The sequence below is a fragment of the Nocardia sp. Tas62D01 genome (assembly GCF_055232035.1).
The window spans coordinates 510,586-529,927 of the sequence record NZ_JBUYUZ010000001.1 but is presented as its reverse complement, the minus strand read 5'-3'; the positions used below and the strand labels follow the sequence as shown (position 1 = coordinate 529,927).

Genomic DNA, 19,342 nt, shown 5'->3' with positions numbered 1-19,342 from the left:
CAGACCGTAGCCAGGGCTGCGTGAGGAATCATGATGTGGCGCAGGTCACTCTGTGAAGGTGCCCGATTGTGCGGTGAACGGTCGCCTGGGTGCGACGAACGGTCACGCCACAAAGGCGGAAATCGCTCGGTTCGGTCGCATGTTCAGTTCGATGGGAAGGCTCAGTTCGAGCGAAGACCGCGTTCGCGATCGGCGCCCATGCCCAGGCGTTCGGGCGCGTGCAGGCGCACGAAGATCCGGCCGACCGTGCGGGCGCTCTGGCCCCGCGTCACCTTGCTGACCAGGATCATCGACGCGAAGGCCAACGGCACGCTGATCGCTGCGGGATAGCCGAGGAGCGCCGAGGGCCAGCCACCGGCCACCTCCTCGGAGACGCCGCCGAGCACCGAAACCACTGTCGCGCCGCCCGCCGCGAGGCCGCCCGCGATCAGTCCGGTGGCCGCGCCGATCGCGGTCAGTCCTCGCCACCAGATGCCTAGCGCCAGCAGCGGACACAGTGTCGACGCCGCGACCGAGAACGCGAGCCCGACGGTGCGGGACAAGTCGAGCGAGGCCAGGGTGAGCGAAAGACCGAGGGGCGCCGCACCGGCGAACAATGCCGCCGCCCGGAAATCACGAATCCGCCCGCGCAGCATGTCGGTACTGAGCACGCCCGCGATGCTGACAAGCAGGCCCGACGAGGTGGACAGGAACGCGGCGATCGCGCCCGCGGCGACCAGCGCGGCAAGCAGCTGTCCTGGCAGACCGGCGAGCACCGAGCCGGGCAGCAGAACCACCGCCGCATCGGAGGTGCCGGTGATCAGCAGCTGTGGCACATAGAGCCGCGCGAACACCCCGAGTAGTACGGGGAACAGATAGAACAGCCCCACCAGTCCGATCACTGCCAGCGCGGTGGTCCGTGCGGCCCGTCCGTCCGGATTCGTGTAGAAGCGCACCAGTACATGCGGCAATCCCATCGTGCCCAGGAAAGTCGCGATGATCAGCGAATACACCTGATACGTCGGATGCGATCCACCGAATCCGCCGCCGGGCGCCAGCCATCCCGCATCGTCCGCGGGCGCACCGGCCACCACCGGCACCGCGGAACCCGCGTCCAGTACCAGCCGTGTCCCCGCCGCGAGGTCGTGCTCGCCCGAGGTGAGCAGCACCGGCCCGTCCACCGCGCGGTCGTCCAGCGTGCCCGTGATCGAAACCTGTTGTGGCGCACCGACCTGTACCACCACATCGGTGCTGACATCCACCGTCGTGCGCTCGGTGACGGCCGGGGGAGCGGGCGCGCCGAGCTCACGATCATCGGCCAGGAAATGCCCGAGCAGCACCAACGCCGGGATCGCCACCGCGGTCAATTTGAGCCAGTACTGGAAGGCCTGCACCAGCGTGATCGACCGCATCCCGCCGCCGGCCACATTCGCGATCACGATGGCGCCCACCGCCAGCGCGCCAACCCAACTCGGCACATCCAACAGAATGTGCAGCGTCAACCCGGCCCCTTGAAACTGCGGAATGAGATACACCCCGCACACCAGCACCACCACGACCGCCGCCAGTCTGCGCAGCCGCACCGAGCCCAGTCGGAACTCCGCGAAGTCGGGCACCGTATAGGCCCCTGACCGTCGCAGCGGCGCGGCTACGAACAGCAGCAGTCCCAGATACCCCGCGGTGAACCCGAGCGGATACCACAGCGCGTCGGCGCCGTACTTGGCGATCAGCCCAGCCACACCGAGAAACGAAGCGGCCGAGAGATATTCACCGGAGATCGCGGCCGCGTTCCAGCGCGGTCCGACGCTGCGCGAGGCGACAAGAAAGTCGGAGGTGGTGCGCGCCATACGCACCCCGTAAACGCCGATCGCGACCGTCGCGAACGCAGCGAGCAGCAGCGCGATGATCGTGAGAACCGGCGCGGTACCGGTGTTCATCGCGATCCTCGGTTTCCCCGCGTGGATTCCACCGCGGCGCGGGGGTGCACGTCAGTCCTCCGCCAGTTCGAGGAAGTCTCGCTCGTTGTGTTCGGCGAGCCGAACGTAGAGCCGCCCGACCGCATACAGCAACGGGTACACCGCGATGCCGAGCAGCAGCCACGGCAGGCGGATGCCGAGGAGGACGAACGAACCCACCGATCCGACCCGGAAAAGCACAGGCAGCGAACACAATACGAGGACCGTGACCAGGCCCATGCGAAGCGCAAGCCCCAACTGCGCGCGAATCAGCCCGCCGATCATCGCCTCGCCGATCTCGGTCTGCTCGGCCACCTCCACCCGGGTCCGTGCCCGCCGCGCACCGCGCCGCTGCGCCAGGACCACGCGCTGGCGGATCGGGCGCTGCTGCGGTCCGGTCACTGGCGTGTCCACTGCTGTCGTGGGCCGTGCACCAGACGCTGTTTCAGCTCCCTGACCTGCCTGCGGCTGACCGGCAGCTCGACCGCCGCGGCATTGCCGTCGGCGCGCAGGCACACCACCGTGCCGGTGCCCGCCGTGCGCAGCCCCGTCACCAGTCGCAGCGCCACCAGATACGACCGATGTACCCGCAGGAATCCCGCATTCTCCCAGCGTGATTCGAGCGCGGACAACGGAATCCGCACCAGATGCGAACCCGCGCTCGTGTGCAGCCGCGCGTAATCGCCGTCCGCCTCCACCCAACTCACGCTCGATCGGTGCACCAGCGTGGTAACTCCACCCAGCTCCACGGGGATGACCTCGTTCGGATCGGCGCGCGGCGCCGTGGCGGCGGGCGCCGGCGTGCTGCGGGCCGCGACGATGCGCCGCACCGCCTCCGCCAACCGCGCCTCCCGCAGCGGTTTCAGCAGATAGTCCACCGCGCCGAGATCGAATGCCGCCACCGCCCGGTCGTCGTGTGCCGTCACGAATACCACGGCGGGCGCAGTGGCGAACTCCGACAGAATCCCGGCCAACTCCATTCCGTCCAGCCCCGGCATATTGATGTCGAGGAACGCCGCGTCGATGGGATGGGCACGCATCAGTCGCAGCGCACTGGTCACGTCAGTCGCACTGTGGATCGTGCCGACACCGGATTGCGCACGCAGCAGGTAGACCAGCTCGTCCAGAGCCGGTTTCTCGTCGTCCACGGCCAGCACACACAGCGCTGCGGCGGAATTGTCGGTGGTCCGAGTCACAGTCGATCCATCGTAAACGTACGGCGGTGCGCCGGATCGGGTCACGCCTGGATGCCCGCGCGGAATTTGGGGACGCGCAGGCTCACTTTGGTCCCCGCGCCGGGCGCGGTCTCCACGGTGAGACCGTAGTCGTTACCGAAGGCCGCGCGTAGGCGGTCGTCGACATTCGCCAGGCCGACGTGCGCGGCCTCGCCGGAACCCGCTGGGCCGGTACCGGTTTCGATAGCGTCGAGCGCCCCCGACCGCAGCACGTCGGGGTCCATTCCGATGCCGTCGTCCTCGACGCTGATCATGCAGTCGATACCGGCATCGACCGCCACGATGCTCACCGTGCCGCCCCGTGCCGCCCCCGCCAGTCCGTGCCGAACGGCGTTCTCCACCAACGGTTGCAGCGCGAGGAACGGCAGCACGACGCCGAGCACTTCCGGCGCGATCTGCAGCCGCACCTCGAGTGCGTCGCCGAAGCGGGCGCGCTCCAGGGCGAGATAACGCTCGATATTGCGCAATTCGTCGGCGAGCACGGTGAATTCGCCAGCGGCACGGAAGGAGTAGCGGGTGAAGTCGGCGAACTCCAGGATCAGTTCGCGCGCCCGATCCGGGTCGGTGCGGACGAACGACGCGACGGTATTGAGTGCGTTGTAGATGAAATGCGGGCTGATCTGAGCCCGCAACGCACGTACCTCGGCCCGGTCCAGCCGAGCCCTCGACGCATCGAGTTCCGCCAATTCGAGCTGGCCGCAGGCATAGCGCGCCACCTCCGCCACCGCGCCGAGCCGCCCCGGCTCCGGCTGCCCGGTCGTCACCACCCCCAATGCCCCGGCAACTCCTGAGTTCTCGGTCAGCAACGGCTGCGCGATCAGCGTGCGGCCGGCATGTTCGACACGGCCGGGTCCGGACACCAGGACCGGCCTTTCGGTCGCCATGGCGCGCCGTGCGGCATCAGCGAAATACTGGGCGAGATCGGAGTGCGGGCCGTCCCAGGCGAGCAGGGTGCCGTCCGGATCGGCGACACCCAGCGCCTCGGCTCCGGTGAGTGCGCGTAGATGCGGAGCCGCCTCTTGCGCGGACTGGTCGGTCAGGCCCTGCCGTAGTGGACGCGCGGCCAGCGACGCGATGTGCAGGGCGGTGTGCACCGCTCGCTCGGCCGGTGTGGTCACGGTCCGCCGGGTCCGTGACCACACCAGTAGCGCACCGGCGACCAGCACCACCGAGGCGACAACGGCCGCAACCGCTGTGGTCAACGCGTACCCGTCGAATGCTTGTGCCACTGCCAATTCATCGCCCGATTATCCCGGGGCCACCATGCTGTCGGGTGGTAGCAGCTATCCCCCATGCCCAGGTGGTCGAAATTTGTCTGGCGGAAGAAAATCCGAGCGCCGGCGCTGGCGGAATTCGGACGCTGCTAGGTTGGTCCGGGCGCGCTAGCGGGCGAGCCTCCGGGACGCGCCGGTGATCTTCACCACCGACACGCCGGACTCCTGCGACACCGCCTCTTGCTTGGCCGAACCAGTCGGTGGGGACCCATAGAATCGGTCCAGCCAACCCCCGTCGAGACATTGGGAGGAAGGACCGTCTTGGCCGCCTCGTCCGGATCATTCGTTCACCTGCACAACCACACCGAGTACTCCATGCTCGACGGTGCGGCAAAGATTTCGCCACTGTTCGCGGAGGCGAAACGGCTGGGAATGGACGCCGTCGGGATGACCGACCACGGCAATATGTACGGCGCCTCCGAGTTCTACAACTCGGCGAAGAAGGCCGACATCAAGCCGATCATCGGGATCGAGGCATACATCGCGCCCGGCTCCCGGTTCGACACCAAGCGCATCCAGTGGGGCGATCGGAGCCAGAAGGGCGATGACGTCTCCGGTTCCGGCGCCTACACCCACATGACCATGGTCGCGGAGAACGCGACCGGGCTGCGCAACCTGTTCAAGCTGTCGTCGCTGGCCTCCCTCGAGGGGCAGCTCGGCAAGTGGGCGCGTATGGACGAGGAGATCATCGCCCAGTACGCCGAGGGCATCATCGCGACCACCGGCTGCCCGTCGGGCGAGGTGCAGACCAGGCTGCGCCTCGGCCACGACCGTGAGGCGCTGGAGGCCGCGGCCAAGTGGCAGGAGATCTTCGGCAAAGAGAACTTCTTCCTGGAGATCATGGACCACGGGCTGTCCATCGAGCGACGGGTCCGCGAGGGGCTCATCGAGATCGGTGAGAAGCTCGGCATTCCGCCGATCGCGACCAACGACTGTCACTACGTCACCAAGGATCAGTCGACCAATCACGAAGCGCTGCTGTGTATTCAGACCGGCAAGACGCTCAGCGACCCGACGCGCTTCAAATTCGACGGCGACGGCTACTACCTGAAGTCCGCCGACGAGATGCGCGCGATCTGGGACGCCGAAGTGCCAGGCGCCTGCGACAACACCGTCCTCATCGGCGAGCGCGTGCAGTCCTATGACGACGTGTGGGAGTTCCGCGACCGGATGCCGGTGTTCCCGGTGCCCGACGGCGACGACCAGAACTCCTTCTTGCGCAAGGAAGTCGACTGCGGCCTCGAGCGTCGGTTCCAGGGCGGCCCTGTGCCCGACGAATACCGGACACGGGCCTACTTCGAGCTCGACGTCATCAAGCAGAAGGGCTTTCCGGCCTACTTCCTCGTCGTCGGTGACCTCGTCTCGCACGCCAAAGAGGTCGGCATCCGCGTCGGCCCCGGCCGTGGTTCGGCCGCCGGTTCGCTGGTCGCGTACGCACTGGGCATCACCAATATCGACCCGATCCCGCACGGCCTGCTGTTCGAGCGGTTCCTGAACCCGGAGCGCCCGTCCGCGCCCGATATCGATATCGACTTCGATGATCGCCGCCGCGGTGAAATGGTCCGCTACGCGACCGAGAAGTGGGGCACCGAGCGGGTCGCCCAGGTCATCACCTTCGGCACCATCAAGACCAAGGCCGCCATCAAGGACTCGGCGCGAGTGCTGTTCGGCCAGCCCGGTTTCGCCATCGCCGATCAGATCACCAAGGCGCTGCCGCCGCCGATCATGGCCAAGGACATCTCGGTGTCCGGCATCACCGACCCGGACCACGAGCGGTACAAGGAAGCCGCCGAGGTCCGCGAACTCATCACCAACAACCCGGACGTCGCGAAGATCTACGAGACCGCACGCGGCCTCGAGGGGCTGATCCGCAACGCCGGTGTGCACGCCTGCGCGGTGATCATGTCCTCGGAGCCGCTGACCGACGCCATCCCGGTGTGGAAGCGGGCGCAGGACGGCGCCATCATCACCGGCTGGGATTACCCGTCGTGTGAGGCCATCGGCCTGCTGAAGATGGACTTCCTCGGTCTGCGCAACCTCACCGTCATCGGTGACGCGATGGACAACATCAAGGCCAACCGCGGCATTGATCTCGACCTGGACAACCTGCCGCTGGACGACCCCGCCACCTACGAATTGCTCTCGCGCGGTGACACTCTCGGCGTCTTCCAGCTCGACGGTGGTCCGATGCGTGACCTGCTGCGCCGCATGCAGCCGACCGGCTTCAACGACATCGTCGCCGTGCTCGCGTTGTATCGCCCCGGCCCGATGGGCATGAACGCGCACAACGACTACGCCGACCGCAAGAACAGCCGGCAGCCGATCACCCCGATCCACCCGGAGCTCGAGGAACCGCTGAAGGACATCCTCTCGGAGACCTACGGTCTGATCGTCTACCAAGAGCAGATCATGTTCATCGCGCAGAAGGTCGCCTCGTACTCCATGGGTAAGGCCGACGCGCTGCGTAAGGCCATGGGAAAGAAGAAGCTCGAGGTGCTGGAGGCCGAGTACAAGGGCTTCCACGAAGGCATGACCGACAACGGATTCTCTGAGGCCGCGGTGAAAGCCCTGTGGGACACCATCCTTCCGTTCGCCGGTTACGCGTTCAACAAGTCGCACGCCGCCGGCTACGGCCTGGTCTCGTTCTGGACCGCCTACCTCAAGGCCAACTATCCGGCTGAATACATGGCGGGTCTGCTCACCAGCGTCGGCGACGACAAGGACAAGGCCGCGGTCTACCTGTCGGACTGCCGTCGCCTCGGCATCACCGTGCTCCCGCCGGATGTCAACGAGTCCGAGCAGAACTTCGCCTCGGTCGGCAAGGACATCCGGTTCGGCCTCGGCGCGGTGCGCAATGTCGGCGCCAACGTGGTGTCCTCGATCATCGCCGCGCGCAAGGAGAAGTCGAAGTTCACCGACTTCTCGGATTACCTGAACAAGATCGATGCGATCGCCTGCACCAAGAAGGTCACCGAATCCCTCATCAAGGCAGGCGGATTCGACTCCCTCGGGCACCCGCGCAAGGGTCTGCTGCTGGTGCACTCCGACGCCATCGACGCGGTGATGTCCACCAAGAAGGCCGAGGCGATCGGGCAGTTCGATCTGTTCGGCGGCATGGACGACGGCGACGAGTCGATGGCCTCGGTGTTCAACGTCAAGGTGCCCGACGACGAGTGGGAGACCAAGCACAAGCTCGCGCTGGAACGCGAGATGTTGGGCCTGTACGTGTCCGGGCATCCGCTCAACGGCGTCGAGCATGTCCTTGCCGCGCAAGCGGATACGCAGATCCCGGCCATTCTCGAAGGCGATGTCAAGGATGGCGCGCAGGTGACCATCGGCGGCATCCTCGCCTCGGTCAACCGCCGCATCAACAAGAACGGCCTGGCCTGGGCTTCCGCGCAGTTGGAAGACCTGACCGGTGGTATCGAGGTGCTGTTCTTCCCGCAGTCGTACTCGGTCTACGGCATGGACGTCGTCGAGGACGCGGTCGTTCTGGTGAAGGCCCGGGTCTCGGTCCGCGACGACCGAATCTCGTTGATCGCCAACGACCTCGCCGTCCCCGACCTCTCCTCGATCGGCGTGGCCAAGCCGCTCGCGGTGATCCTCTCCACCCGGCTGTGCACTCCGGACAAGATCGGCGAACTCAAGCGCGTCCTGTCCAGGCATCCCGGCACCGCGGATGTGCACATCCGCCACGTCGGTGCCAGGGACAAGACCTCGCTGTGGAAATTGGACGACAGCTTGCGCGTTTCGCCGTCCTCGGCGTTGATGGGCGACCTGAAGGCCCTGCTCGGCCCTGGATGCCTGGCGAGCTGAGTTCGCGTACCCCTCCTGACCCGAACCCCGGCCTGCCGCACGGCAAGTCGGGGTGGGGCGTCCAGGTTTGAACTGATCGTTTCAATACTGCCGTAAGGGATCTCGATCGCCCGAGCTACGGCGAGACCGCGACACCCATGGAAAGCGCGGCGACAAATCTGGGGCCGTCACCATAGAACTCGTCGATATCGCGGATCTCGAAGCCCGCGGTTTGCACCAGTCCGCGAATATCGCGGTCGAGGTGACAGCCGCCCGCGAAGGTCTTCTGGATCGGGTTCAACCGGTGCTGCCACACCTGCACCTTCGGATCCGGCGCCAGGCCGTGCTCGACGAAATGCAGGGTGCCGCCGGGGACGAGCACCCTGCGCATTTCGGCCAGCGCGGTCGCGATATCCGGGATCGTGCACATGGTCCAAGTTGACAGCGCCGCGTCGAAGGAGTTGTCGGCGAAGGGGAGTGCCTGGCCGTCGAGCCCGGCACGTTCGATCGGCACGTTGGCGTTCGTCAGCCGCTTTGCGGCGAGCTTCCATCCGAGGTCGGCCGGTTCGACCGCGCTGACCGTCTGCACCGCGGCCGGATAGAACGGCACATTCAGCCCGGACCCGAAGCCGATCTCCAGCACGCGCCCCTGCAGCCCAGCACAGGTCCGCTTGCGCTGCGGATTGTTGAGCCGCGCCCCGCATGCCACGTTGACGAGCCGCGGCACGACCTGATCGTTATAGATACCCACGCCTTCACTGTGTCAGGGCGTCCCCGGTCGCGCCAGGAGTGGGCGCGACGGCCAGATCCAACGACCACCACGGCTCGACAGGTAATGCGGCGTGCGCCGTGCGATGCTGGCGCGGTGACTCTGTTCGAGGTGTGGGCGCCGCGTCCGGAGCGGGTGCGGGTCGAGGTGGATGGCACGGCGTACTCGATGACGAGGTCGGCCGACGGTTGGTGGCGGGCCGAGGTGGCGGCCGGGCCGGGGGCGCGCTATGGCTTCCTGCTGGACCACGATCCGACGGTGCTGCCCGATCCGCGTTCCCCCCGCCAGCCCGACGGCGTGCACGCGCGCTCGGCCCTGCACGCTCTCGACCCGGCGGACTGGACGGACTCCGGTTGGACCGGACGCCAGTTGGCGGGCGCGGTCTACTACGAACTGCACGTCGGCACCTTCACTCCGACGGGCACCTTCGACGCCGCCATCGAACGCCTCGATTACCTCGTCGATCTCGGCGTCACGGTGGTCGAGTTGATGCCGGTGAACGGCTTCGACGGCAGCCACAACTGGGGCTACGACGGCGTGCTCTGGTACGTGGTGCACGAACCCTACGGCGGTCCGGACGGCCTGCAACGCTTCGTGAACGCCTGTCACGCAAGGGGATTGGCAGTCGCGCTCGACGTCGTCTACAACCACCTCGGGCCGTCGGGCAACTATCTGCCGCGCTTCGCGCCCTACCTGACCGAGGGCCGCAATACCTGGGGGCAGAGTCTTAATCTGGATGGGCTGGGCTCGGATGAGGTGCGGCGCTTCATCATCGACAATGCGCTGCGCTGGCTGCGCGATTTCCACATCGACGCACTGCGCCTGGACGCCGTGCACGCGCTGGTGGACCGCACCGCCACCCACCTGCTCGCCGAACTCGCCACCGAGACCGAACGGCTCGCCGCCCACGTGCGCAGGCCGCTGACCCTGATCGCGGAGAGCGACCTCAACGATCCGACGCTGATCACTCCGCGGGCCGCAGGCGGTTACGGGCTGGCCGGGCAGTGGAACGACGACCTGCACCATGCCGTGCACACCGCGGTCTCCGGCGAACGGCAGGGCTACTACGCCGATTTCGGCAGGCTGAGCTGCCTGGCGCACACCCTCACGCACGGGTTCTTCCATGCCGGAACGTATTCCAGCTTCCGTGGCCGCACCCACGGCCGTCCGCTGGACACCCGGGTCATCCCGGCGAGCGCGCTGCTGGCCTACACCTGCACCCACGATCAGGTGGGCAACCGTGCGATCGGCGACCGTCCCAGCGTCAACCTGACCGATGGCCAGTTGGCGATCAAGGCCGCCCTGGTACTGCTTTCGCCGTACACGCCGATGCTGTTCATGGGCGAGGAATGGGGTGCGACCACCCCCTTCCAGTTCTTCACCTCGCACACCGATCCGGTGATCGGCGCCGCCACCGCCACCGGGCGTAAGGCCGAGTTCGCCGAACACGGTTGGGACTCCGACGATGTCCCGGATCCGCAGGACTCCGAAACGTTTCTGCGCTCGAAACTGATCTGGTCCGAAGTCGATGACGCGCGCCATGCTCGGCTGCTCGCCTGCTACCGCGACCTGATCGCGTTGCGGCGGGCGCGGGCGGAGCTCACCGACCCGTGGCTGACACATGTATTCGTCGAGTACGACGAGGATGCGCGCTGGATCATCGTGCACCGGGGCTCGCTGACAGTGCTGTACAACCTCTCCGCCGACGCGGTCACTGTCCCGGCCACCGGCATCCCCCTGCTGTTCTGGGATGCGCCCGAGGTGAGTGAATCGAGTGCCAAGACAACTATTCCCGGCCACTCGTTCGCCGTGCTCGAGGTCGAGCAGGGTGACGAATGCTGACTCGGCCGCCTGAGTCGGTCATGACCATTCCCGTCCACTCGGCCGTGGTCTGCACGTCCCGACCTGGTCACAGAACGAGAACCGGCCGATAACCGTCTGTGCACCATGATCACCGCCCACTGGTCGAGCATCCGCAGAAAACCGCAGGCCCACACCCATTTCGCCAGCGCCGCTGAGCTGCTGGCCGCAACTGTCCGAGACGGATGCCATTGCCGAGTGTGACGGACGCAATTAACGTTGGGTAATGAGCAACGAGGCTTCATCCGGGGACTTCGACCTATCCACCGATCTCCCCGTCGGGGTGGGCGGCAGCGCCGCCGCTGAATTCGGACCTTTGGTGCGCGCTTTCGCGAAGACATTCGGGCATCGCCGTGGCGCGGGCGCCGGGCTCGCGGTGCATCTGCATGGTGAGCCGTTGGTCGAGATCTGGACCGGGAGCGCGGGGGGCTCGCCGTGGACCGCGGACACCGGCTCGGTCATCTTCTCCGCGACAAAGGGGGTCACCGCGACGGTGATCCACCGGCTGGCCGACCGTGGACTGCTGGATTACGCCGCCCCGGTGGCCGAATACTGGCCGGAGTTTGGCGCCAACGGCAAGGACAGGATCACCGTCCGCCAGGTGATGACGCACAGCGCGGGACTCTCATCGCTGAGCCCGATCGCGTCCGGCCTGGACGAGGTGCTCGACCACCGGTTGATGGAGGAGCGCCTGGCCGCCGCGAAACCCGATCGTCTTCTCGGCATTCCGGCCTATCACGCGCTCACCTACGGCTGGCTGCTCGCCGGGCTGGCCCGCGCGATCACCGGCCAGGGCATGGCGGAACTGTTCCGCAGTGAGGTGGCCGAGCCGCTCGGCATCGATGGCATCCACCTCGGCCGTCCGCCGGGCGCCGCGCGGACCATCTATGCCGAACTCGCGGGAACCCAGCTGCGTCTGATCGGAAACCCGCTCACCGCAATGGTATTGGGCCGCAGTTACGGTATTCCCGGCGCGCTCGGCGCCGTGACGCGCTGCCTGTTCCTGCCCGGCCTCGAAACGATTCTGGAGGGTGAGGATCCACCGATCCTGCGCACCGAACTCGGCGCGGGCAACGGGGTGTGCACCGCGACCGGCCTGGCCGGCATGTACGGCGCGCTTGCCAACGATGGCATGATCGACGGCCGCCAATACCTGGCGCCGCGAACCATCAAGGCGCTGCTGCGGATTCAGAGCTACCGCCTCGACCGCGCCCTGTTCTACGCGCCGATGCTCTGGCATCTCGGCTACCACTCCCTGCCGATGCCGGGCGCTCGGGCGGGTTTCGGCCACATCGGGCTCGGCGGCTCGTTCGGCTGGGCGGAACCACGGCTCGGCCTGTCGGTCGGTTTCGTGCACAACCGACTTTCGGCGGGTCAGTTGACCTTCGACCAATCATCGGCCGCCTGGCTGCTGCCGATGGTGCTGGCCGGTCTGCGCTCGACCCGGCGCGCCGCCGCCCTTGTCGAGACGCTGGCAGCGGCGTAACCGCTACGCCCTCGTCCGGTCCGCTGTGTAGCGGGCCGGACGGACGCGTCAGGTCAGGTAGCGGTAGGCCGGGGAACCCGGTTCTAGCCGCTCACACTGGATGGGGGAGTCCGCGATGCGTTCCTGCAACGGCGCCAACCCATCCGGCGTACCGAGTTCGATACCGACCAGCGCCGCGCCGGTTTCCCGGTTGTTGCGCTTGACGTATTCGAACAGGGTGACGTCGTCGTCGGGCCCGAGCACGTCGTTGAGGAAGCGGCGCAGCGCGCCCGGCTCCTGCGGAAAGTCCACCAGAAAATAGTGTTTCAGGCCGCGATGCACCAGCGAGCGTTCGATGATCTCGCCGTAGCGGGACACATCGTTATTGCCGCCGGAGACCAGGCACACCACCGTGGACCCCGGTTCGATCGCGATCTCCGAGAGTGCCGCCAACGCAAGCCCGCCCGCTGGCTCGGCGATGATGCCCTCACTCTGGTAGAGATCGAGCAGCGCGGTGCAGACGGCGCCCTCGTCGATCTGCATGATCTGGAAAGAGCCTGCGCCGCTGGGGGATTCGGTGGCGGTAAGCAACGGCAGCGAACCATGCGAGACCACCCGGCCGCCGAAGCTCGCGACCGCCGCGTAGGGTACGGCACCGATTCGCCGCACGGCGGCGCCGTCGACGAACGGGTCGATCTCCGGCAGCGTCACCGGACCGCCGGCAACCAGTGCCGCGGTCATCGAGGCCGCGCCCGCCGGTTCCACGCCGAGGATGCCGGTCCGCGGTGACCGGCCGCGCAGATAGGTGCCGATCCCCGCCAGACAGCCGCCGCCACCGACGGGCACCACCACCAGGTCCGGGGAGGTGCCGAGCTGTTCGAGGATTTCGGCGGCGATGGTGCCCTGTCCGGCGGCGGTGCGCGCATCGTCGAACGGCGGCACCATGGTCGCGCCGGTGCGTTCGACATCGGCCGCGGCCGCCGCAGCTGCGGCGTCGTAGGTTTCGCCGACCGCGATCAGTTCCACGAATTCGCCGCCGTGCACCCGGATGCGGTCGCGCTTCTGGTTCGGCGTGGTAGTCGGAACGTAGATGCGGCCGGTGATCCCCATGGCTTTGCAGGCGAAGGCGACGCCCTGTGCGTGATTGCCCGCGCTGGCCGCGACCACGCCCGCGGCCCGCTCGACCTCGGTGAGCTGCACGATCAGGTTGTAGGCGCCGCGCAGCTTATAGGAACGGACGGCGGTGAGGTCCTCGCGCTTGAGGTAGACCTCCGCGCCGGTCAGTGCCGAAAGCCGGGCACTGAGCTGCAGCGGGGTCGGCTCGATAATGTCGGCAATTCGCTTGGCGGCAGCGTCGATCTCGTCCGCGCTCAGCACGGGACGAGAAGCGGACAGTTCGTCGAGAACATCAAGCGGATTGGACACCCGAAATATGCTGCCATCCGCTGCGTCGGCGCGACGCGGCGGGTAGGCCGCTGCGTGGAAATGGCCCCGCCTGCGCACGGCGAGCAAACGGCAGACAACCGAGCGCTCGGCCGCCGCGGTGTTGTCTACTGCGGTGTCAGGACGAAGACCGGGATTTGCCGGTCGGTTTTCGTCTGGTAGTTCGCGTAGTCCGGCCACGCCGCGACCGCGCGCTCCCACCACGGCGCCTTCTCGTCACCGAAGACCTCGCGCGCGATGTAGTCCTTGGTTTCGGTGCCGTCGCGCAGTTCGACATGCGGATCGGCCTTGATGTTGTAGTACCAGACGGGGTTCTTCGGCGCGCCGCCCAGCGAGGCGACGACCGCGTACTCACCGTCGTGCTCGATTCGCATCAACGGGGTCTTGCGCAGCTTGCCGGTCTTCGCGCCCCGCGTGGTGAGCAGGATGATCGGCTTGCCCTGCAGTGAGGTACCGTCGGTGCCGCCGGAGGACTCGTAGGTCTCCGCTTGCTTGCGGGCCCAGTCGGATGTGCTGGGTGCATATTCTCCTGTGAGTGGCATACCCCGGGTAACGCGGCAGGCTTCGGCGGTGTTCCCGACCGAAGTGTTCGGTAGACCGAACTTCGTTGTCCGTATATCCTGACGAGATGGCAATGGTTCACCCCATCACCGTCGACATCGCGGGTACCGCGTGGCCGACCTATAAGCTCGAGGCACTCGCCGCCGGGCTGGTGACCTGCCTGATCCTGGCCCTGATCACCGGCTCGCTGCAGATGGCGGTGCTGGTCGCCGCAACGGTGGGCGGCGCCCGCTGGATCATCGGCCGAGTCGGCACGCAGCGTCGGTCGGACTCGACGCGTCGAGCGGATCGGTTGCTCTCCGCAGGCTGATCGCGGTGACCGTTCCGGTGTCTTCATCGGCTCGCCAATGATCAGACCGGCGGTGCCGTGGCGCAGGTATCGTCGGGCCTATGGCACACGGAGATACCACCGACCAGGCGCCGTCGTTTCACGCGCCGTCGTTTCACGCTGACCAGGTCGATTCCGCACAGATCGACCTGCTCGTCGCCATTCTCGACATGCAGGCAGCGCTACCCGGGATTGAGCGCATGCGGCAGTGGGCGCACGAGGCGCTCGCGGTCGCGGCAGGGGAGCGCGCCCTCGATATCGGGTCGGGCACCGGCTCGGAGGTCATGGCTTTCGCGGAGCGGGTCGGGACCGATGGTGAGGCGGTCGGGATCGATCCGAATCCCGCCATGCTGACCATCGCGCAGCGTCGCGCCGAGGCAGCCGGGTCGCCCGCGCGGTTCGTGCACGGCTCGGTCTACCAATTGCCGTTCCCGGACGGACATTTCGATGCGCTCCGCTGCGAGCGGGTATTTCAGCATCTCGACGATCCGGCCGCGGCCACCGCCGAGATCGCCAGGGTGCTGCGCCCCGGGGCCCGCGTGCTGCTCATCGACAGCGACTGGCACACCGCGGTCACCCATCCGGGCGATCCGGCGGTGGTCCAGGCGATGTCGGCGTCGCTGCTGAGGGCCACACCCAATCCGGGATCCGGCCGCCGGCTGCGCGGCTTGCTGGTGGGCGCTGGGTTCGCGATCGATGACATGGGCTCGCAGGCGGTGATCTGGGACCCGGAAACGGCACGACCGCTTTTCGGCCAGATGACCAAGCAGGCCATGTACAACGGGGCGATCACCGAACAGGAGCACGACGCGTTTCACGCCGACCTGGACGCCGGGTTCGCCTCGGGTGACTACCACCTGTCGGTGACGATGTTCGCGGTGCTGGCGCATAAGCGGTAACCGCTGGGCACGACACACAGTGCGGCGGGGTCTCAGCCGCTGTCGTAGCCGTGTACCGAAGATAGCTCTGGTGCTGGCGCGGACCCTGTCTCGCCGCCTTCCCCTCGGCGTCCCGCGCCACTGCTGACGTCCCCAACCTGGTGGCGGTTCCGCTACTGAAATGCGCTATGTTCATTAACATCCCGGGTCTGGACGTCGATGATTCGAGTAGTCCAGTACGCAGGTTTCGAACGGGGATGTGGCGGGAGAATTTGCCCATGAAACGCCTGGTGGTTTGTTGTGACGGCACCTGGAAAGCCGAGTCGAGCAGCACGGTATCGAACATCATCAAGATTGCGCAGACGATCAGCTTCGAAGCGAAGGGACCGTCCGGCGAGACGATCCAGCAGTGGGTGAGCTACGTGTCCGGGCCGGGCGCTCGCGGATTCCTTGCCGACCGCCTGATGGGTGGCGCATTCGGGCTCGGACTCGAGGCGAATCTGTCGTCGGCCTATTGGCATCTGGCACTGAACTGGGAGCCGGGCGACGAAATTTATATCTTCGGCTTCAGTCGCGGCGCGTTCACCGCCCGCAGCCTGGCCGGGCTGATCAGCCGTATCGGCATCATGACGCCCGATGCGATGATCGCCGGTAAGTATCCGGACGCCTTGCGGATTCATCAGGAACCCGCGCCGGAGAAGACGAAGGAGAATCCGGATCCGCCGGATCCGCAGGAATGGATCGACTTCCGCCACGAGTACTGTCGGCATCCTGCCAAGATCGACTTCCTCGGCGTGTTCGATACCGTCGGCGCTCTCGGGGTACCCGGGTTGACCTCACTGCGGCACCGGTTCCACGATGTGAAGCTCTCGGCGAATGTGCATTGCGCGCGCCAGGCATTGGCGATCGACGAGCGGCGCCGCGCCTTCGAGCCGTGCCTCTGGGAGGTGCCGATCGAACCGAATGTTAAGTACCGCCCCAACTTCCAGCGGGTCAAGCAGGTCTGGTTCGAGGGCGTGCACAGCGATATCGGCGGCGGCTACGTGGAATGCGGGCTGTCGGATATCACTCTGCAATGGATGGTGGCCGAGGCCGAGTCGGTCGGTCTCAGCTTCGATCGGCAACGGCTGGAACGGCTTTCGCAGCTCTGTCGGACCGCGGGCGGCGCCGAGCACATGGAGCTGCACAAGTCGCTGACCCTCGGCTACCGAATCCTGAATCTGCTTCGGGCGCTGCGCCATCCGCGCAACCCCCGCTTCCTGTGGAACTCCTGGCGGCGGCTGGAAACGCCGATCGACCAGTGTGTCCGGTTGGCCTCCAGCACCCAGGACGCGCTCGCCTATCAGCCCTCGAACCTGCGGCGCTGGCGCGAGGAGTTCGGCGGGATGTTCCCGGAATTCCTCTTCGAGAAGACCGGCGCGGGGACCGCGCTGTCACCGGACGAGCAGGGCGACGGGCAGGCGGGCGAAGAGCTTCTCCGGCCGGGCGCGACCCTGGAAGGTGTGGCCGGTTAGCCGGTCGGTCCAGCTGCCCTGCGGCAGCTCCAATGCAGTGTCGCCCCAGCCGGATTCGGCGAGTCCCACGCTGTGCCGGGTGGCGGCCACGATCACCTCGGGGGCCTCGCCCGCCCGGCCGCGGGCGTAGCTCACCAGCCTGCCTGCCTGGTCGCCGGTGGCGAACAGCGGCAGGTAGGTGCCGCCGACGAAGCAGTCCGGCCGCTCCCTGCGCAGCCACAGCGCATAGGCGACGATCCACATCTTCGCCGCGCCGTTGGTGTTCAAAGCCGGTGTGCCGGTGAGCGATTGCAGCAGCCCGGCGCGGGCCGCGAAATCCACCGGGCGCCGGTTGTCCGGGTCGACCAGGGAGTCCTCCCACAGCTCGCAGCCCTGGTAGATGTCCGGGATGCCCGGACCGCACAGTTGCAGCAGCTTCTGCGACAACGAGTCCGACCAGGCGTGCGGGGCCAGTTCATGGACGAGGTCGCCGATTTCGGAGCCGACCGGTCCGTCGATCACCGCGTCCAGCCAGCCGTGCACCTTCGTCTCGAACTCGGCGTCCGGCTCCTCCCATGAGGTGTGCACACCCGCCTCGCGAATCGCCTTCTCCGCGAACCGATGCAGCCGCTCACGCAGCCCGGACACCGACGAGGCGGGGCGGCCGTCGGCGGGCCACACGCCGAACATGTTCTGCAGCAGGAACAGTGTCGTCGCGCCGTCGGGACCCGGGGTGGACTCCTGCCAGGACTCGACCGCGCGCGCCCAGGTCTCAGCGACCTGCGACAGCACCCCGATCCGGGCGCGAACGTCCTCGCCGCGTTTGGTGTCGTGGGTGGACAGCGTGGTCATGGTGGCGGGCCAGCGCTGGGCGCGTTCGCTGTTGGACAGGTGGAATTCGTTGAGCGAGTGGCCGAATCGGGCCGGGTTGCCGCCGACGTCCTGCAGCGAGACCAGCCGCGCCGCCTGATAGAACATGGTGTCCTCGACGGACTTGGCGGTCAGCGCACCGCAGACCTGGCTGAACCGCACGGTGGCTTCGCCGTTGACGGCCAGCGCGGCCACCAGGACCGCCAGCGGCGCGGTGAGTTCGGTGTTGCGCTTTTCCACCTCGGCGACCACCGCGCCGGTCATGCCGGCCAGCGGAGCGTAGTCGACCCGGTATACCGGCATGAACGCCAGCACCTCGATGGCGGCGTTGGTCAGCGCCATGGTGTCGAAACTCTCGGCCCGCGCGTCGCATTTGATGGCGGCGACCAGCCGCCGGATCTCCGGCGCCAGAATGCTTTCCGCCACCGCGCGTTTGATCCGGTGTTCGGTCTCACCGATCCAGGCGCGGTCGCTGCCGTGCCCGGCGATATGCCGAGACAGTTCGGTGAGCGTGGCCTCGCCGTCCGGGTCGATCAGTACGCCGCCGATATCGGCGAGCGCGTCGTAGCCGGTGGTGCCGTCGATCGGCAGTGTCGCGTCCAGTGGCTCGCGATTGGCCAGGATCTTCTCCACCAGCAGCAGCCGCTGCGGGCCGATGAGCCTGCGCAGCTTCGCCAGATAGGCCGCAGGATAGGACAATCCGTCCGGATGGTCGACCCGGACGCCGTCGATGAGATCGTGCTCGCACCAGGCGGCGAGTTCGCGATGGGTGATTTCGAAAACCTCGGGGTCCTCCTGGCGCACCGAGGCCAGGCTGCTGACCGCGAAGAACCGGCGATAGGTGCACAGCCCGGCCTTCCAGCTGACCAGGCGATAGTGCTGCTTGTCGTGGATGCGCAGTGCATTGTCGCCGTCGGTGCCCGCGGCGATGGGGAAGCGCAGATCGTGCAGCGCCAGCATGGGTTCCGCGCCGGACCGATCGACGGTCAGTGCGGCCGGGTCGTTCTCACTCTGCAGCACCGGCAGCGCCAACCGCCCACCCGCCCCGTTGGCCGAACTCCAGTCGATGTCGAAGAAGTGCGCGAACTTCGATTCGCGGCCATTGCGCAGCACATCCCACCACCACGGGTTCTGCTGCGGATCGGCGACGCCGACATGGTTGGGCACCAGGTCGACGATCAAACCCATACCGCGGCTGTGGACCTCGTCCGCGAGCGCCTTGAGTCCGGCCGGGCCGCCGAGTGCCGCCGACACCGTGGTGGGGTCGGTGACGTCGTAGCCGTGCGTCGAACCGTGCGCCGCGGTGAGGATCGGCGACAGGTAGAGATGCGAGATACCCAGTTGCTGTAAGTATTCCGCGACGGTGCGGGCGTCGGCGAAGGTCAGTGCGTCGGGTCGCAACTGGAGCCGATAGGTGCTGCGGATCGTCATCTGCCG

At 67.1% G+C, this 19,342-nt stretch carries 14 protein-coding genes; 6 read left to right on the top strand and 8 right to left on the bottom strand.

Annotated elements, in window-relative coordinates:
- Positions 1–161: 161 nt before the first annotated feature.
- The 4 genes from ACV7NQ_RS02680 to ACV7NQ_RS02665 are packed head-to-tail and all read right to left on the bottom strand — an operon-like array spanning position 162 to position 4,371.
- Entirely contained in the window at positions 162–1,916 is a 1,755-nt protein-coding gene (locus ACV7NQ_RS02680) for a sodium/solute symporter (protein WP_463358137.1), read from the bottom strand.
- A 51-nt stretch (positions 1,917–1,967) separates the two neighbouring features.
- Positions 1,968–2,336: a hypothetical protein gene (locus ACV7NQ_RS02675; RefSeq protein ID WP_463358136.1), complete on the bottom strand. Its 369-nt coding sequence runs from the start codon at positions 2,334–2,336 to the stop codon at positions 1,968–1,970.
- Complete coding sequence (locus tag ACV7NQ_RS02670) at positions 2,333–3,130, bottom strand: LytR/AlgR family response regulator transcription factor (RefSeq protein ID WP_463358135.1); 798 nt, start codon at positions 3,128–3,130, stop codon at positions 2,333–2,335. Before ACV7NQ_RS02670 ends, ACV7NQ_RS02675 begins: the two co-directional genes overlap by 4 nt.
- Positions 3,131–3,171: 41 nt before the next feature.
- Positions 3,172–4,371 carry a histidine kinase gene (locus tag ACV7NQ_RS02665; protein ID WP_463365508.1) on the bottom strand — a complete coding sequence of 400 codons (1,200 nt, stop codon included), beginning with the start codon at positions 4,369–4,371 and terminating at the stop codon, positions 3,172–3,174.
- 333 nt (positions 4,372–4,704) lie between these two features.
- Here ACV7NQ_RS02665 and dnaE point away from each other — a divergent pair, with 333 nt between their 5' ends.
- Positions 4,705–8,259 (top strand): DNA polymerase III subunit alpha, encoded by a 3,555-nt coding sequence (gene dnaE, locus ACV7NQ_RS02660; RefSeq protein WP_463358134.1) that lies wholly within the window; start codon positions 4,705–4,707, stop codon positions 8,257–8,259.
- 115 nt (positions 8,260–8,374) lie between these two features.
- On the opposite strand, the gene ACV7NQ_RS02655 is transcribed toward dnaE, so the two are convergent.
- Positions 8,375–8,989 carry a class I SAM-dependent methyltransferase gene (locus tag ACV7NQ_RS02655; protein WP_463358133.1) on the bottom strand — a complete coding sequence of 205 codons (615 nt, stop codon included), beginning with the start codon at positions 8,987–8,989 and terminating at the stop codon, positions 8,375–8,377.
- Positions 8,990–9,073: 84 nt separating this feature from the next.
- Between ACV7NQ_RS02655 and treZ the strand changes: the two genes are divergently transcribed.
- Both treZ and ACV7NQ_RS02645 read left to right on the top strand, forming a co-directional pair.
- Positions 9,074–10,849, top strand: a complete 1,776-nt coding sequence (gene treZ, locus ACV7NQ_RS02650; protein WP_463358132.1) for a malto-oligosyltrehalose trehalohydrolase — start codon at positions 9,074–9,076, stop codon at positions 10,847–10,849.
- A gap of 244 nt (positions 10,850–11,093) precedes the next feature.
- Positions 11,094–12,353 (top strand): serine hydrolase domain-containing protein, encoded by a 1,260-nt coding sequence (locus ACV7NQ_RS02645; RefSeq protein WP_463358131.1) that lies wholly within the window; start codon positions 11,094–11,096, stop codon positions 12,351–12,353.
- 48 nt (positions 12,354–12,401) lie between these two features.
- Here the strand turns inward: ACV7NQ_RS02645 and ilvA are convergent, their stop codons facing one another.
- Both ilvA and ACV7NQ_RS02635 read right to left on the bottom strand, forming a co-directional pair.
- Positions 12,402–13,757, bottom strand: a complete 1,356-nt coding sequence (gene ilvA / locus ACV7NQ_RS02640) for a threonine ammonia-lyase IlvA (RefSeq protein WP_463358130.1) — start codon at positions 13,755–13,757, stop codon at positions 12,402–12,404.
- 125 nt (positions 13,758–13,882) lie between these two features.
- On the bottom strand, positions 13,883–14,317 hold the full coding sequence (locus tag ACV7NQ_RS02635) for a nitroreductase family deazaflavin-dependent oxidoreductase (protein ID WP_463358129.1): 435 nt from the start codon (positions 14,315–14,317) through the stop codon (positions 13,883–13,885).
- An 86-nt stretch (positions 14,318–14,403) separates the two neighbouring features.
- On the opposite strand from ACV7NQ_RS02635, the gene ACV7NQ_RS02630 reads away from it, so the two are divergent.
- From ACV7NQ_RS02630 to ACV7NQ_RS02620, 3 genes are all read left to right on the top strand, one after another.
- The gene (locus tag ACV7NQ_RS02630; protein ID WP_463358128.1) at positions 14,404–14,646 is read left to right on the top strand and encodes a hypothetical protein; all 243 of its coding nucleotides are present in this window, start codon (positions 14,404–14,406) and stop codon (positions 14,644–14,646) included.
- Positions 14,647–14,726: 80 nt separating this feature from the next.
- Positions 14,727–15,563: a methyltransferase domain-containing protein gene (locus tag ACV7NQ_RS02625; protein WP_463358127.1), complete on the top strand. Its 837-nt coding sequence runs from the start codon at positions 14,727–14,729 to the stop codon at positions 15,561–15,563.
- 257 nt (positions 15,564–15,820) lie between these two features.
- Positions 15,821–17,056 (top strand): DUF2235 domain-containing protein, encoded by a 1,236-nt coding sequence (locus tag ACV7NQ_RS02620; protein ID WP_463358126.1) that lies wholly within the window; start codon positions 15,821–15,823, stop codon positions 17,054–17,056.
- Here ACV7NQ_RS02620 and treY read toward each other — a convergent pair.
- Positions 16,976–19,336, bottom strand: a complete 2,361-nt coding sequence (treY, locus tag ACV7NQ_RS02615; protein ID WP_463365507.1) for a malto-oligosyltrehalose synthase — start codon at positions 19,334–19,336, stop codon at positions 16,976–16,978. The genes ACV7NQ_RS02620 and treY overlap by 81 nt on opposite strands.
- Positions 19,337–19,342 lie beyond the last annotated feature (6 nt).

Excerpts from the sequence above, each read along its gene's own strand:
- ACV7NQ_RS02620 (WP_463358126.1), top strand. The coding sequence starts at position 15,821 with ATGAAACGCCTGGTGGTTTGTTGTGACGGCACCTGGAAAGCCGAGTCG.
- treZ (WP_463358132.1), top strand. The coding sequence starts at position 9,074 with ATGCGGCGTGCGCCGTGCGATGCTGGCGCGGTGACTCTGTTCGAGGTG.
- ACV7NQ_RS02630 (WP_463358128.1), top strand. The coding sequence starts at position 14,404 with ATGGCAATGGTTCACCCCATCACCGTCGACATCGCGGGTACCGCGTGG.
- treY (WP_463365507.1), bottom strand. The coding sequence starts at position 19,336 with ATGACGATCCGCAGCACCTATCGGCTCCAGTTGCGACCCGACGCACTG.
- ACV7NQ_RS02645 (WP_463358131.1), top strand. The coding sequence starts at position 11,094 with ATGAGCAACGAGGCTTCATCCGGGGACTTCGACCTATCCACCGATCTC.
- ACV7NQ_RS02625 (WP_463358127.1), top strand. The coding sequence starts at position 14,727 with ATGGCACACGGAGATACCACCGACCAGGCGCCGTCGTTTCACGCGCCG.
- ACV7NQ_RS02680 (WP_463358137.1), bottom strand. The coding sequence starts at position 1,916 with ATGAACACCGGTACCGCGCCGGTTCTCACGATCATCGCGCTGCTGCTC.
- ACV7NQ_RS02635 (WP_463358129.1), bottom strand. The coding sequence starts at position 14,317 with ATGCCACTCACAGGAGAATATGCACCCAGCACATCCGACTGGGCCCGC.